This is a genomic window from Undibacterium umbellatum, from assembly GCF_014284125.1.
Lineage (GTDB): Bacteria > Pseudomonadota > Gammaproteobacteria > Burkholderiales > Burkholderiaceae_D > Undibacterium > Undibacterium umbellatum.
In genome coordinates, this window is record NZ_JACOFX010000003.1 from 174,947 (window position 1) to 190,086 (window position 15,140).

At 53.9% G+C, this 15,140-nt stretch carries 6 protein-coding genes; 2 read left to right on the forward strand and 4 right to left on the reverse strand.

The window, feature by feature from the left end; genetic code table 11:
- Window positions 1-134: 134 nt before the first annotated feature.
- The gene (locus H8L47_RS09055; protein ID WP_186953262.1) at window positions 135-1,121 is read right to left on the reverse strand and encodes an aldo/keto reductase; all 987 of its coding nucleotides are present in this window, start codon (window positions 1,119-1,121) and stop codon (window positions 135-137) included.
- 89 nt (window positions 1,122-1,210) lie between these two features.
- Here H8L47_RS09055 and H8L47_RS09060 point away from each other — a divergent pair, with 89 nt between their 5' ends.
- Together H8L47_RS09060 and H8L47_RS09065 are read left to right on the forward strand one after the other, a co-directional pair.
- Window positions 1,211-2,098, forward strand: a complete 888-nt coding sequence (locus H8L47_RS09060; RefSeq protein WP_186953263.1) for a LysR family transcriptional regulator — start codon at window positions 1,211-1,213, stop codon at window positions 2,096-2,098.
- A gap of 35 nt (window positions 2,099-2,133) precedes the next feature.
- The gene (locus H8L47_RS09065) at window positions 2,134-2,316 is read left to right on the forward strand and encodes a hypothetical protein (RefSeq protein ID WP_186953264.1); all 183 of its coding nucleotides are present in this window, start codon (window positions 2,134-2,136) and stop codon (window positions 2,314-2,316) included.
- A 374-nt stretch (window positions 2,317-2,690) separates the two neighbouring features.
- Here the strand turns inward: H8L47_RS09065 and H8L47_RS09070 are convergent, their stop codons facing one another.
- The 3 genes from H8L47_RS09070 to H8L47_RS09080 form a co-directional block, all read right to left on the reverse strand.
- Window positions 2,691-9,440, reverse strand: a complete 6,750-nt coding sequence (locus H8L47_RS09070) for a LamG-like jellyroll fold domain-containing protein (RefSeq protein ID WP_186953265.1) — start codon at window positions 9,438-9,440, stop codon at window positions 2,691-2,693.
- Window positions 9,437-11,260, reverse strand: coding sequence for a hypothetical protein (locus H8L47_RS09075; RefSeq protein WP_222616466.1), 1,824 nt, complete (start codon window positions 11,258-11,260; stop codon window positions 9,437-9,439). The genes H8L47_RS09070 and H8L47_RS09075 overlap by 4 nt, the downstream gene beginning before the upstream one ends.
- Window positions 11,261-12,072: 812 nt before the next feature.
- Window positions 12,073-14,562, reverse strand: coding sequence for an adenosylcobalamin-dependent ribonucleoside-diphosphate reductase (locus H8L47_RS09080; RefSeq protein WP_186953267.1), 2,490 nt, complete (start codon window positions 14,560-14,562; stop codon window positions 12,073-12,075).
- Between the last annotated feature and the right edge of the window lie 578 nt (window positions 14,563-15,140).

Consider the following 15,140-nt stretch of genomic DNA (forward strand, 5'->3'; position numbering starts at 1 on the left):
TTACGGCTTTTCAAGACAATAGCATATCCGGCAAGGATGCTGCATGCGTTGAAAAGCCTACCGCAATGGCTAGGGAAAGGTTTTTGGCTTCATACCTTACAAAAGTTCTGGCTTGCACATTCAATATCATGCATTCATGCATGCATGCCTTTCATACCTTCCTCGGTATAACGTTCTCCTGCAGCCATACCTGCAGGCAATGCCTGAGAGATTTTATCCAGGTCCGACTTGCTGAGAGAAATCTGGATAGCTGTCAGGTTTTCATGCAGGTAGCTGATACGTTTGGTGCCGGGGATGGGGATGATGTCTTCGCCTTGAGCCAACAACCAGGCCAGCGCCAGTTGAGCGGGAGTGCAACCCATGTCCAGCGAGAATTGTTTGATGACCTCGACTATCGCCAGGTTGCGTACCAGGTTTTCATCCGAGAAGCGTGGATTGAAACTACGAAAATCTCCTTTGGACAGACTGGTTCTATCCTGAATTGCCCCTGTTAAAAACCCACGTCCCAGTGGGCTGTACGCAATGAAGCTGGCACCGACTTCACGGCAAGCTTGCAGCACACCCGCTTCAGGATCTCTGGTCCACAAGGAATATTCGCTTTGCACTGCCGCGACAGGGTGAATGGTGGAGGCCTGACGCAAGGTTTCTGGCGACACCTCACATAAGCCGATCGCCCGTATTTTTCCTTCAGCAACCAGATCGCTCAGAGTGCCTATGGATACTTCCAGCGGAGTGTCCAGATTCAGCCTGTGGATGTAGTAAAGATCGATAGCTTCAATGCCCAGTCGGCGCAACGAAGCTTCGACTGCAGTGCGTATATAGGCCGGGCTATTATCGACCCGTCGTTCATAACTGCCTTCCTTGCGAATCAGGCCAAACTTGCTAGCGATGCGCAGCTTGTCATTCTTGCCCTTGATAAAGCGACCGAGCAGCTCTTCATTTTTCCCCATGCCATAGGCGTCGGCGGTATCAAATAAGGTGACACCAGCTTCAAAGGCAGCGTCCAGGGTCGCCAGTGAACCGGCATCGTCAGCATTGCCGTAAAATTCAGACATGCCCATACAACCGAGTCCCATCGCGGAAGTCGCCATGCCACTGTTTCCTATTTTCCTTTGTTTCATGATGCTTTCCCTGTTTGCTTGAGTGAAAGCGCCAGCATAGGCAACAGATGAGCTTTGTGGAAATACCAAATGCGTGATACCTTTTCGGTATGAGTAAAATAAACACCCACCTGTTGCACATGTTTGTAGTCACAGCGCAGACACTGAATTTCCGTCTGGCAGCCGAGCAATTGCATATCACGCAGCCACCTTTATCGCGGGCGATTCAAAATCTGGAGCAGCGGCTAGGCGTCAAATTGTTCTTGCGTGATACGCAGAACGTGCAACTGACCACGGCTGGGAAACTCTTGCTGCCACGCGCACTGGCCATACTGGCGATGCTGGATGAAACTGAGACCTTTATGGCCAGCCTGGTTGAACCATCCCATTTGCGCCTGGGCCTGACGACTTCGGTTGAAGCTGGCAGTTTCAATGTATTGACACAGGCAGTAGCAACTGCCATGCCTGACATGTCCGTGGAAATCACATACGATAATTCACCAAAGCTGGTGGCGGCAATCAAGGCGGGGCGCGTTGATGCTGCCGTGATAGCCATGCCGACCCGGACACTGGATTTTCCTGTTCAGTCGCTAGGCCAGCAAGCCATGATGGTGGCATTAGCGAGCAAACATCCCCTGGCCAGTCGCCGGCAATTGTCATTGGCTGATATCGCCAGCGAGCCTGTGTATCATTTTGAACGTGCGCGCCAACCCGCATTTTTTGATTACTGCCATGAGATTTTCCGGCAGCATCATTTTGCGCCCCGCTTTTTGCTCGAGCCGAATGACCACCATGTCCTGTTGAGTGACGTTGCCTCTGGAAAAGGCATAGCCTTGCTGCCCGCATCGTTCAAGGCACTGCGCCTGCATGGAGTGTCTTACCGCAAGCTGAAAGAAGGAGATGAGCTGGCACTCAAGCTGGCACTGATCACGGGAACAAGCGTGCATCCTCAAACAGATTTGCTATTCGACCTGGCTAGTAAATACCTGCAGGCTTAATGCTTGGGAAAAAATGAAAACCAGAGAAGAAAATAATGACAACGCTTTACCACGCACTTAAAAAGTTTGTCGAGAAAAAATTACCAAGAAGTTTGAGGGAAGATGAAAGGGCTAGCGTTGCTTCATTTTCGATGTTGTCGAAAGAAAACATTGAAGATTTAAATGCATTAAAAAATCATCTGCCCTTTTTTCGATTGCGTATCTGCAATATATATTGACGGAAGATATTGCGTCGTCAGCTGGCTCCTATGTTTCTGAAGTTTTGAGCGGCAGAATAGACTTGGAGGCTTTTAATAGAAGTCATCGCTTCAAATAAAATGTATGAAAAGCCGTTCAATTTTCAACTGAACGGCTTTTGCAATTGCTTTTCTGGTTGCCTGCACGCTTAATCACGTAATCACAAGTTGTGCAGGCTTAGTGATTTCCTTGATCAGTTCTTTAGAGAGCAGTTGCTTATCTAAATTACCTTCCAGGATTTTTGTTCATTAGTAATCTGTATTTTTGAATAAGTCGTATCTACTTTCTTGGATTTGAATGGACCGGGCGGCTCCCCTATCGAGGAAAGAGGAACCGCCCGGAAACCAGCACTCACCTAATCCTCGTTACCGTATTTCAAGCTAGCCAAACTGTGCGTTACCAGCGCAGTACCGCTTGCCAACGCGCGCACGCCAGTCACTACTGCGTAGATTGCCGTCACGGCACCGCCAGTCGACTGGCGGAACCAGTTCGCGCCTGTCTGGGTGAACATGAACCAGGGCATGCGCGCCACGATCATGGAGACGTCCCGGATAAAATACAAACGCGTTTGCATCTTGAGATTCTCGTGTGCCCTATCCTGATCAAGAACCGTCATCGCTTGATGGTAAATTATAGTCCGTGCGACAAGCAGGCAGATGCATGCAATAGGCGCACACTTGGCAATCATAGCTTCTTTCTGGTCGAGCCAACTACCAGCGATCCCGCCGCCTAGCTCGCTCAATTGCTGAGGGGCAGGCGGACGCACGACTTGGTAGACACCGCCGAGCAACGTGATTGCGTCACCCAGGACCAGTACGCTGAGAACACTATACGTCATCCACTCTTTAGGTTTGACAATCTCCCAAGCTTCGGGGCTCAGTCCGCTCTCCATTCGGTCGTTGAATGCTGGCGTCCACTTGAGAGTCTGCAAAAAGGAAGCGGCTATTCCGGTCGCGCCCTTTAGCATTTTCATCATTCCACGCACACGAGCTTCGGCCTGTGACGCCGCGCCGATACCGCCTGAGCTCACACTCTTGGTGAAGAGAGCGTCGGATGCCAGGCCGGAGATGAGATTGATCGAGCGCAGCACGATGATTAAAGTTTCGCTGGACGTGTCCATTTTATATGGTTCTTTGGGTACCCTGGACAGCTGTAGAGAACCTGTAGTCTTGCGTAAGGTGCGCGGTGCCTTGCCCTGTTCGGCACGTTTCATGCTCTCAACGAGACCCTTGTTGTCTTCAGCAAAAGTGCTCATCCGGCCTGACAGCGTCGTGACGACCAGATGTGCTATATGCACTGGCACAGCAAGGCCGAGACAGACCAGATCGAGGAGTGATAGTTCCGAACCTGTGATCCACCGGTACAAATCGCTGAGGAAGGGAACCCTGATTTCTGTTTTCAGAATCTTCATGATCCAGTCCAGTCCTTCGATCAGCGCGCCACTCACTGCAGTGAGCTCCTTGATCATTAGCCGGATGCTCGTCTCTGCGCCTTTCTTCAGGACAGCGAGAAGTTTGTCCACCATCTCGGAAAGCGATGTGTCGAGCAAGCCGGAAATCAATGACGGAATACTGCTGATCAGATCGTCGAAAGGACTTTCGCTACTGACGGCGATAGTTGGTCCGGCTGAAGTCACACCGGTGACTGGGTTTTCCCGCGACTTTTGTATCACCATCTGCCCCTGCACACCGCGCGATTCATTGAGAGCTGGCGAGTCGGATTCTCCTGCGCTAGCCGCTCCTCCATTCACACTCTCGTTCCTCATCTTCGGTTTGACCGCAATCGCGTCAATGAGAGGCAGAAATGCAGCCTCAATTTTTGCGGGAGACATGGCGCGCTTGGTGGCGTCAAGGCTCAGTTCAATGACGCCCTTGATGATGTTTTTCGCTTCAAGAATAGCCTTCCAGTTGAAGAGGGCGCGCAGGAACTCGATCGCTTTCATGATCATCACACCGATTTGCTCGAAGAAGCCCGCGACAGCATTCGCCGCTTCAACCACCGAATTAACGACGGTATGGACCACGCTCAGCACGCCATCGACCATCTTGGTGATAGCGAGTTCGACCGTATCGGCGATGGAGACCACGATTTTCACGGCACCTTCATAGATATCCGTTGCCACATCCTTGATACCCTCCCACAGGTCGCCGAAAAAACTACGCAGCAACACGCGTTCAGGAGTCGCCTCGCCGCGTTCTTCGTCTACCTCTGCCTGCGTTTCAAGCATCTCAAAGCGCAGCCCCTGATTGCCGTGCGGGTCGTTGATGGCCTCAAACACAAATCCAAGATTGGATTTGAGCGCTGCACGGGTCGCTTCGGGATTGAGCGCTTGCTGCATAGGCAGGTGAGTCATGGTGCGGAAGGTTGCGACGCGGTCGCTGCCAGCAGGGCGCTGTGGTTGACGCATAGGCTGCGCATCAAAAAGTGCTCTTTCCGCACCATGCAGATTTCGCTTGGCCTGCTTGCGTGCCTTTGAACGCAGCATATGCGCATCGCCACGCGGCTCCTTGGACGCAGCCGGATCAACTGGTTTCGCCGATGCCATTACAGTCGTGATTGCATTGGCTACCTTGTCTGCGTGCTGCGCATAGTCCGGCGCGAGCAAGGCTTCACCATCGCCTTCCTTCATGCCTGGTTTCCATCGTGTGGTGCGTTTTTCCATGAAATCGGAACCGCGCACGTTGGCAAGTTTGCGATGCAACTCCTGATCGGCCGCGATCACTACCCGGTCATTCCTGTGCATGAAGCCAGCCCGCGCCATCAGGATGGGCGCGGTTAATGCTGATGCATCAGAAATGATGATGACTTCGCCCTGGCTGTCGGTCGTGAGTTCTGCACTGTTCTCCTTGTTGATCGCATACGAGCGGCCCGCAACCTGTACGGTGGTTTGCTCGTCACCCCACAAGGACACTGGTTCACCGATCACGACCGTGCCGTCAGGGTTGGTAACGCGGATTACTGTTCTCCAGGTTGAGCGATCGCGGCTCTCGTCGATTTTGTTGCCGCTGGTATAGGCATAGTCCTGGATCAGCTTGCTTTGCACGCTGAGTGTGGGTGGTGTTGCTGGCACCAGCATCTGTTCGTCCATCAGGACGTTGACGTGGAAGCGTTCGTAACTCGCCATGAAACCTGCGCGCAGGTCAATGGCTGGCGTGTGATCTACGCGTGAGGGCGTCACGAAGAAGGAAATGCTTCCGTCGTTGCCCGTGGTCGTCGAGAATACACGCTGTTTGCCATCTGGCGAAGCTACGCCCGGTTCAGGTTCCTCTGCAGATCGCGAACCGGTGATGCCGTCTGAATTGAAGAGAACCGATTCAGGCTGGTCGTCACGATTACGCACATACCAGAGGTTCATTGCTTGTCCTGCCATACCGCTGCCGTCGGCACGGTGTACCTTGCAAGTCATCTGGTAGGTCTTGGGCTCGCCAGCGACATTGCGTACTATGCTCGCCTGGGTCGATACATAGGGATACGAGGGTTTCTCGAAAGCCAGATCCGACAACCACCAGACCGGGTCCTGGCCCACGCCGACGATCGTGCCGTGGTGATGGTCGACACCCGCGTCATTGACGTTCTGACGGTCGAAGTTCCAGAAGGCCAACAGGTCAGGCTCGCTGCCGCGCAGTTTTACGTACATGCGTGCTGCAATTTCCGCAGGCTTGAGATAGGTATCCCACACACGTACATCCGCAATCATGCCGCAGAAAGGGCGCACCGCGTCCAGATTCGGGCCTGCTGCCGCACCGATGAAGGCTTTCAGGCCAGATGAGGTGTGCGATGGTGCTTCCTCGACCAGGGTGCTCGTCAAATTTGGCACGGCCACGCCATCGATATAAATGATCGCCGACTGCTCGGTCGAGCGCGAGACTGCGATGTGATGCCAGCTGCCGTCACTCAGTTTGGCATCTGCACTCAGCTTCAGCATTTTCCACTTGCCGCGTTGCAGAGAACGTGCGTGGTAGTGCAGCGTGCCGTCTTCATCGATTTCAAGATTGACGTCAAACTCGCCGTTTTGTGTTGGGCAGATGCCGAGCACGCCACCGCCAGGCCGCCGTTTGGAATCTACTTGCGCATCCGGCACGTTGACCCAGGCTTCTATGCAACTGAACGAAGGGTCCATCAAATGCAGGGTGTGTTTCGCAGCATCGACCGCTGGAATATCGACCATGGCGTAGGGTTCTGCCTTGGAAGGCATGCCCAGTTCATTGAGCCCGAGTCGCAGCACCATGGTGTCGCCGAAGACGACGCTGTGCAGCGCGCCGTCCCTGAAGGCGTTAGCGTCAACCGCATCGGCGCAGCCATAGTAAGCCGTGGCCGCGGAAAATGCAGCAGGCGTTACAATGCCCTGGTCATTGAAATACAGGCCGACGCGCGCGCCTGTCACAGGATCGAGAATGGCAATCGTTCCCGAGCTCGTTGTGCAGCAAACACGTCCGGCGGCATCGAACACCGGCGCGTACACTGAATGAGCTTCATGCGTTTTGAGTGCGTGACTTGCCGGTAGTTTCACGCTCCAGCGTAGCGCCAGGTCAGAGATGGCAAATCCGTAGACCTCGCCCTTGTCGGTTCCAACGACGACGAGGTCGCGGTCCAGCCTTGCGGCGATCCCGCTTATCGCACCATTGACAGCGGCATTGGCCTGCAGAACCACAGCAGCATTATCGGCCGCAACACGTGTGAGTTTGGCGTCGCACACGCAGAACAGCCATTCGCGGCTCGCTGCGTAAGCATCCGTGCTTACTGGCGTACTCGCCTGGTTTCCGCTTGCCAGATCGATGCTGACCATCTTGAGTGCGCCCGGTGAACCACATAAGGCGAACAGATGCTTGTCGCCTAGAGTCAACTGGCGCACCGCAGCCGATACAGAAATATTGCGAACGCCGACAGGTACAGCGAGCCGGTCGACGATACGAATTTCGCCCGCAGGCGTGCCTGCTGCAAGATGTGTCTGTGTGACGGCTGGCGCGGCGAGCTGCGCATTGGTCGGCCTCATGAAACCGGCGAAAGCATCGATGCGTGCGTATTCACCGGTCACTGCATTCACACCGATAAGACCATCATCGCTAGTCAATACGAAAAAGCGACCTGAGTCTGCCACTGGTGCTGAAGCTGCACCTGGCATATCGATCTGCCACATCCGGCGTCCATCAGCGCGACGAACACCGTATAGCGCGTTGCTCGTGCCAAATGCAATCGCACCGCCTGTCAGCGCTGCCGCTGTATCTACCGGTTGCTGACCGCGTGCAGCCCAGGTGCCAGCATAAGGCCAGTGACTCTGCACTTCATGCAGCAGATACGGGAAACCGGCATTGTCGAGTGTGAGGTCGGTAGGTGTCGAGGCCGCGTTTTTGAAAGTTGCTTTGCTGGCGTGTCTTGCGACGGCATTTACTACTGGTGTTTCCTTGCCAGGAAGATGTTTTTCTGACAGTGTCCACAGGCCTTTCAGACGCGGTTCATTGCCGGTGAGTGCCACATGACGGTTGTTTTGCACGGTAGCGACGTCGAGTGCGCGATCCCAGATACGCAATTCGCGGATCAGTCCGTTGAAGTGTTGTTCAGCCTGTCCGCCTGCTGACGGCCGTGCCGCACCGATAGTGAGCGCGCTCTTGCCACCGATAGAGAGGCCTGCCTGCGAATCGTCGCGGAAGAAGACGTCCAGCGATTTACCATCAAGCAGCGCGAGCAGTGTCTGGTCACGCCGTATCAGTGCGATGTGATGCCACTCGCCATCGTTGGCATGTGTTTCGCGCGTGCGGCCTGCATGCACACGCTTCGCTGTTGCATCAACGATCGCGACGCGCAATTCACCGTTTTCGCCAAGGTTAAGACGAAAACCATGTTCTTTCGAGCCAGCCTCTGTGACGTGGCTGGAGACGATCTCGCCACCTTCGCTGGAACGTATCCACGCTTCGATACTGAAGTCTTCCATGCCAAAGTCGAACTGCTTGCCATCTGCCTCTACGTCAATGCAGGAACTGATACCGTCAAACAGTGCGGCATGCTGGCGCGCAAAGGGCCGCGCTTCGAGCGAGCCACCAACGTCAGGAATAAACACCGTGTCGTTCGCGACGACAGGTGAATGATCACCCGCTATCTCGGGAAGTTCCATACGGCGTTCTATCTCGCCGGTAGACAATAGCAACGTCGAGAGCATCCTGCGGTTATCCGAGGTCACCATGACGCGGCCTGCAAGCAGCGATGGCAAACCGGGCTTGTTGAGCTTGGTGCGCCAGGCGACGCTGCCATCCGTGGTGCGTACTGCAATCACTTCACTGCTATTGCTTGCGATGAACAGGCCTGCTTTTTCAGCCAGCACAGGCGACAGCCATACATCATTTGCATTCGTGGGCTTGATGGCAGAAAACACCTCAGCACCTGTCTTGACATCGAAGAAATGCAGCGACGAGCTGGCAGCGATGACGACGTCCCTGGCAACGCAGGGCTTTACGTTTGCATGCAGGGGCTCTGAAGAAATACCGCCTTTCGTGTACTTGAACCTGTCATCGCCGAAATCTACGTTGACTGCGTGAAGCTTGCCGTCTGCCACGAAGAATACTGCGCCTTCGCCATAGCTTACAGTGCCGGGACTCAGGTCACTGATGACCAGAGGGCCGAACGCAGGCTCGCCGTTGACGGCTACAAAACCGGAAACTTCCGTGTTACCTGAATCGCCGATGTGCACGGCGATGATTTTGTCTTTTGCGGCGACCAGGCCGCTGACCTGCGAGAGCCGCGGTGCTTCCCAAAGCTCCCAGTCACCTTTTTTGTTGCGCTTCTTCAGTGGCTGGCCATCAGCCAGTCGCAATGCGGTAAGTTCTTCGCCATCCATGAAATACACGACACCCGCTGCGGCGACGAGATAAGGGTCATCACCGTAATGCGATTTGAACGTGTACGGAAAACCCGGCTCGGCGACCTGCGCATCGGGCAGGGGTTCCTTGCCACGAAAGATGTCGATCGCGAACAGTGTGCTTCCCGCAACACCGAGCAGCCGGTCACCTGCGACAACCAGGGGTTGCTGCGGCGAGAGTGCGCCAAAGCCATCGAAACGCCATAGTTCGCCAAGGCGCTCGGGTGTGGGGAGTGCAGCAATAGTAGTAGTCATGTAGGTTTCCTTGGGAAGCGGCCGCCGCCTGTATCAAGCCGTTTAACGTAATGAATGACGATCTCGTTGCCTGTTCGGTCTTTGAGAACGGTGGGCAAGGATCTTGCTCTGGAGTCGACCGCCCGGGGAGAGGCAGAGGCGGATGTGACGGTGAATCCCAGCCGCGAGAACGGGAGTGCGGCGTCGCCATTTGCATCGGTGCTTGTGCTTATGCGGTCGCCATTGCTAAATTGAAGTTCTACGCGCTCGTTCGCCAAAGGGTGCGATCTGTGGTTGACCTCAGTGCCGCCCCAGGCCTCGTCCGCGCTTGAGTAGATAACACGCACGAATACTGGATTTGCGAGATCGCGCATGCGCTCCAGTACCTTGCGTGCGTTTTCAGCATCTTCGCTGGTGACTGCTGCACCTACCTGGTAGGAATAGAGAGCATGTTTGCCAGCCATTGGTGGCAGTGGCAGTTCGCCTAGCGCTGCGGCTGCCGCGACGGCATCTGCGTAGGGTTTCAGGATTTTTTCCTTGTGCGTGCGCCAGGATGCCGCGCCGTCTGCCAGCAGCGCATGCAACTGCTCGCGTGTGCTGCTGTCCCGCGCAATCATATACGCATCTATCATGGAAATCGTCACCTGTGTGCGTATGCTCACTGGCGGCTTGGCTGTCGAGGAAAACGCTTCCAGTGTGCCATTGCGGATACTTTCTGGCGGTGGCGGATACCAGGCAACTGCCCTTTGGTCGGCTGCATCCACGTTGTTTGCAACCAGTACCCTGAAGCTCAGGGCGGCACCAGGCTGGCGGGGTTCGCGATCGAATTCGGCGACCATCAGAGGCCTGCCCTCAGTTTCGAGGAAACTGCTGTAATGCGACGTGCTGTCTTTGCGCGCGCCCCATCGTTCAGGCGTGACATTACTCTTGGCGAACGAGATCAGGCGCGATGATGTGTCGGTGCAAACGAGAGCGAGCTGCCCTTTTTTTGGCAGTTCCAGCCAGCGCCATTCCTCACCCTGCGCAAGCTTGATACGCGATGCTGAGCCGGGCTCGTCTATAGGCAGCGCGAACACTCCGGTCTCTTGCGCATCGTTTCCCCAGAGCAGGCCTGAGTCTATGCGTGGCCTGATGCCGGGCTGCAGGCTGGAGCGCCCGCGGGCTCTCCATTCACCTTTGACCGCGGGCGGTAATGAATTGCCTTCAATCTCGCGCACCAGGCCTTCACCAGTCACGTAGAAAAGGCGACACGCAAATTCGTCGCTATGGGCTTCGGTTTCAGACTCTATCATCGCAAGTGCGGGCCGCGCGCTGTTGTCATGGCGGGCGGTGCCCATGCGCTGTAGCTTGTCGTCAAGCGGATGGAGAGTTCCGTCACGGCCTATCACATACACCAGCGCGCCAGCCTTTGCTGCCACCTGGTGAGTGCGAACTACCGGCGCCGAGAAAATCATTTGTGCTGCAGCCTCCTCGGCTGCCGCCAACTGGGAACGGATCTGGCCGCGGTTCGCGCCAATGAGTTGTACCAGGTCGCTGATCATCGCGAGCAGCTTTGCCTGTTCGTCAGGCGCGCGGGTTGCGGAGGAGTCACGCTGGAATGCTTCGCAGTTTTCAAGCAATGTGAGCCACTCGGCCTTGCGGCGGGCGCTCATTAGTGCGAGTTTTTTGTTGTTTTGCGAATTATCGAGCCCGTGCAACAAGCTCCAGTTCACCGCGCCGTCAGCAAGCTTCCATGCAAGTTTGGGATTGAGCAAGTTGATGGCTGCCACGCAGGTGCCGTTGGTGAGCTCCCATCGACTCAGTACAGGCCCATCCTGCAAGAAAAGTTCGCCCGAGTGCACTGCGAATCCGGTGATGCGCGACTGTGCCTGAATCGACGTCATGAGGTAGGGATTCGCATTTACCTTGACGAGTGACAGACCCAAAGGTCCGCCAGCAACGACAACAGCTTTACCCTTGTCGAGGTAGGGTTGCAAGGCGGAATCGCCATAGGGGGCGATGTCGCCCGGAAGAGGAATCGGTTGCCATTTCGGTTTCATGCAGGAACCCTAGGAGGAGTTAAAAGTGATGATGCGGACTCAACTCTGGTTCCCCAGGTGAGTACGAGGGATGCGATTACGGATAAACGGATAAGACATTCAGCCGTAGAATGCCATTATTGCATGCATTTAAGATAAGTGCTTGTAGTCAATTGGTTCTATTGCGTTTGCCAGTAAATACTGATGAGCCCTATGCGCTTGCGTGGTTATTTGAACCAAAAGGGGCAAATCAGCGAGCAAACGAACAGCAGGGTTGTTTCGTTTGTGCGACTGCCTGGTGACACATCAATTGCCTCACGCATACACACGGTAATGAATAAGTATCTGTGACTTCTCGTATAGTTTGTTGAGTAAAATTTTTTACTCAATACCTCACTGCCCGACTGAAATACTCTGATTAACATAAAAAATGGGAAGTTCGAAAATACGAACTTCCCATTCTATTTAACTATCTTTAAAGCACAATCTGAGTCGACATCTCCAAGAGCAACCGGCTCAGAATTTTCTAGTTTCACCCACTACTGCTATCTCCCAGTCATATAGCGACTTATGCAATAAAAATAGCAGCTTTTGGTAAAAGCTACAAAGCTGCTTAAAAGTCCTTACCACAAATATTAACCACAAGCACCAACATAGCCACAAGAAACACAACGGCTGCAGCCATCTATTTTTTGTAAGGCATGTGCGCCGCAATCCGGGCATTTTTTGCCTGTCGGGATATAGCTGATCGGTGCTGCGTTTTCGCCTTCATAGGCCAGGTCGTCCATGCCATAGTGGTGGCTTCTTTGCTTGAACTTTTCTGCCAGTACAGTGATAGGGATCTGGTTGCCTGCGGCGTCGAGGAAGCCGCGTTTCATCAGTATGCGTTGTAGCGAGTAACCGATGGCAGCGACTTCGGATTCATGGAACAAAGGTGCTTGTGAGCCATCGTCCTTTGTGATCATGCCGCAGCGTACTGTGCCCTTGTCCCACACCACTTCACGCATGTCTGCCAGTGCCTTGGCGATGGAACCACCTGAGCGCGCTGCCATGGACAGCAAGCGCATGCTGGCTGATATCCATTGCTGGCCATCATTCTTCTGGCCCGCAGGCATGAAGAATTCAAACGGGCGCTCTATCGTCGCGCGCTCGCCACCGACCATGCCATCTATGTGAATGAAGCTGACGGTCAGGTAGACAGTCTTCTTGCCTTCGTAAGTCATGTACTGCACTTTGGAGGTGACCGATTCGAGATCGCCAAACGGGCGGCCATCGAATTGCTTGCGCAGCAGGTCGTCGTCCGGTGTCTGCTTGACTTCTGGTGCGGCTTCAGTGGAGACAGATAAAACGCTGCCGAGTATGCTATTCGGGCGGTAAGTTGCCAGGCCTTTGAGGCCAGCGCGCCAGGCATCCATGTACAGGTTCTGGAAATCTTCGTAAGGATAATCTGCCGGTACGTTAACGGTTTTGGAAATCGCAGAATCTACGTAAGGCTGTACTACCTGCAACATCTTCATGTGGTCGCTGGCAGACATATTGAGAGCGGTGACAAACTGCTTAGGCAACTTGCTGTCGTCGGAGACATCATTGCCCAGATGGCGGTACAAGCGCCATGCATGGTCAGCCACTTCATAGATTTTTGCATCGCCAACAGCCATGCGTTTCTTGCGGTTATACACCCAAGAGAAAGCTGGTTCTATGCCGTTCGATGCATTGTCAGCAAAGGCCAGGGTGATGGTGCCGGTAGGGGCGATCGACAGCAAATGGGAATTGCGCAAGCCATGCTTGGAAATCGCATTTCGCACATTTTTGGGCAGGCGTTTGGCGAAAGCACCTGATAAGTATTTTGTGCTGTCAAACAATGGGAACTGGCCTTTTTCCTTGGCCAGTTCTGCCGATGCAAGGTAGGCGGCATCGCGCATGACTTCAGATACTTTTTGCGCGAAAGCACGCCCTGCATCAGAGTCATAACGCTGGCCCAGCATGACCAGGCTGCTGCCCAGGCCAAGGAAGCCCAGGCCCACGCGGCGCTTGGACATGGCTTCAGCTTTTTGCTGTGGCAAAGGCCAGGCAGTAGCATCGAGCACATTGTCGAGCATGCGCGTCGCTACTGTCACTACGGCTTCGAATGCTGTGAAATCAAACTCGGCAGCATCGGTGAATGCACCCTTGATGAAGCGCGTCAGGTTGATCGAACCCAGGCAGCAGCAGCCATAGTCAGGCAGCGGTTGTTCTGCGCATGGATTGGTGGCTTCGATTTTTTCGCAGTAGTAGAGATTATTCTCTGCATTCATGCGCGATAAAAACAGGATGCCCGGTTCTGCATGGTCGTAGGTCGACTTCATGACCTCATCCCACAGATCGCGTGCACGCACTGTTTCATATACCCACAGGCCATCTTCACGCTGATAAGCGCCGGCCTCTTTTTTGTCTTCACCAGGTTCAGCTTTGTGGACCAGGCAGTAATCAGTGTCTTTGGCGACAGCTTCCATAAACTCATCGGTAACGCCGATGGAGATATTGAAGTTGGTCAGGCCACCTTGGTCTTTGGAACGGATGAATTCAAGGATATCAGGATGGTCGCCACGTAAGACACCCATCTGCGCACCGCGACGCGCACCGGCAGATTCCACCGTCGAGCAGGATGCATTGAAAACCTGCATGAAAGACACAGGGCCGGAAGCGCGTGAGCGGGTGCCGCGTACCAGTGCATCCTTAGGGCGTATGGTGGAGAAGTCATAGCCTACACCACCACCGCGACGCATGGTTTCTGCTGCATCTGCCAGGGCTGTATAAATACCAGGCTTGCCATCGGTGGCGCTGGAAACAGAATCACCTACCGGTTGTACGAAGCAGTTGATGAGGGTGGCGTGCAAGTCCATGCCAGCGGCAGAATTGATACGGCCTGCTGGGACGAAACCATTCTTTTGTGCCCACAAGAATTTTTCTTCGTAGTACGCCTGGAAGTCTGGCTGCTCTACGCTGGCCAGTGCCTTGGCAACACGTGACTGCACGTCATGGATGGTGACTTCATCGCCTTTGGCATATTTTTCCAGCAAGACATCGAGGGAGATTTCCTGAGGAGACATTTCCGTCAATCCTAAAATTTTTTCATTTGCGTTCATATGAAGAGGTTTTCGTTGTTACTTGTTGCAGAGAGAAACTTAAAGCCCGCCAGTCTGGACCAGCAATTTCAACAAGGGAAAGTGGCTACCAGGCTTAGGCTCTGGGGCTATACAATTTGGTGAAACAGGGTGGCATCATCTTTATTGGGACTTACGCAAAACAGCCCCAGCTGCGTTACAGCTCCTAGCCGTACTAAAGTACTGTCTTCGTCGCTACGCCTTGCTGGGACAATTTTGTGTAAGTCCTATTTATCAAAAAAATGCAAAACACATGCGATACAAACATTGCTTTATTGAAAATCGGACACTGTAGTGCCTGCCATCCTGACGTCGGATGCCTCCATTATAAACCTCGCTGCCGGATTTTTTCTTGACCCGCTTCAAGTTAAAACCAAATTACCAGGCCGGGAATAGCAAAACAATCACGCTAAAATTGCCTTAAAAACATACGAGTTTTTTGGTTAAAGGAAGCTGCTCAGTTTTTGCCGGAATATGCAGCGAAATGCCTGAAGTTGATCTGATCGGGCATTGTACGTAGATGTCATGAGCAGATTTTTAAGTACAAAAAATTTCGTCAA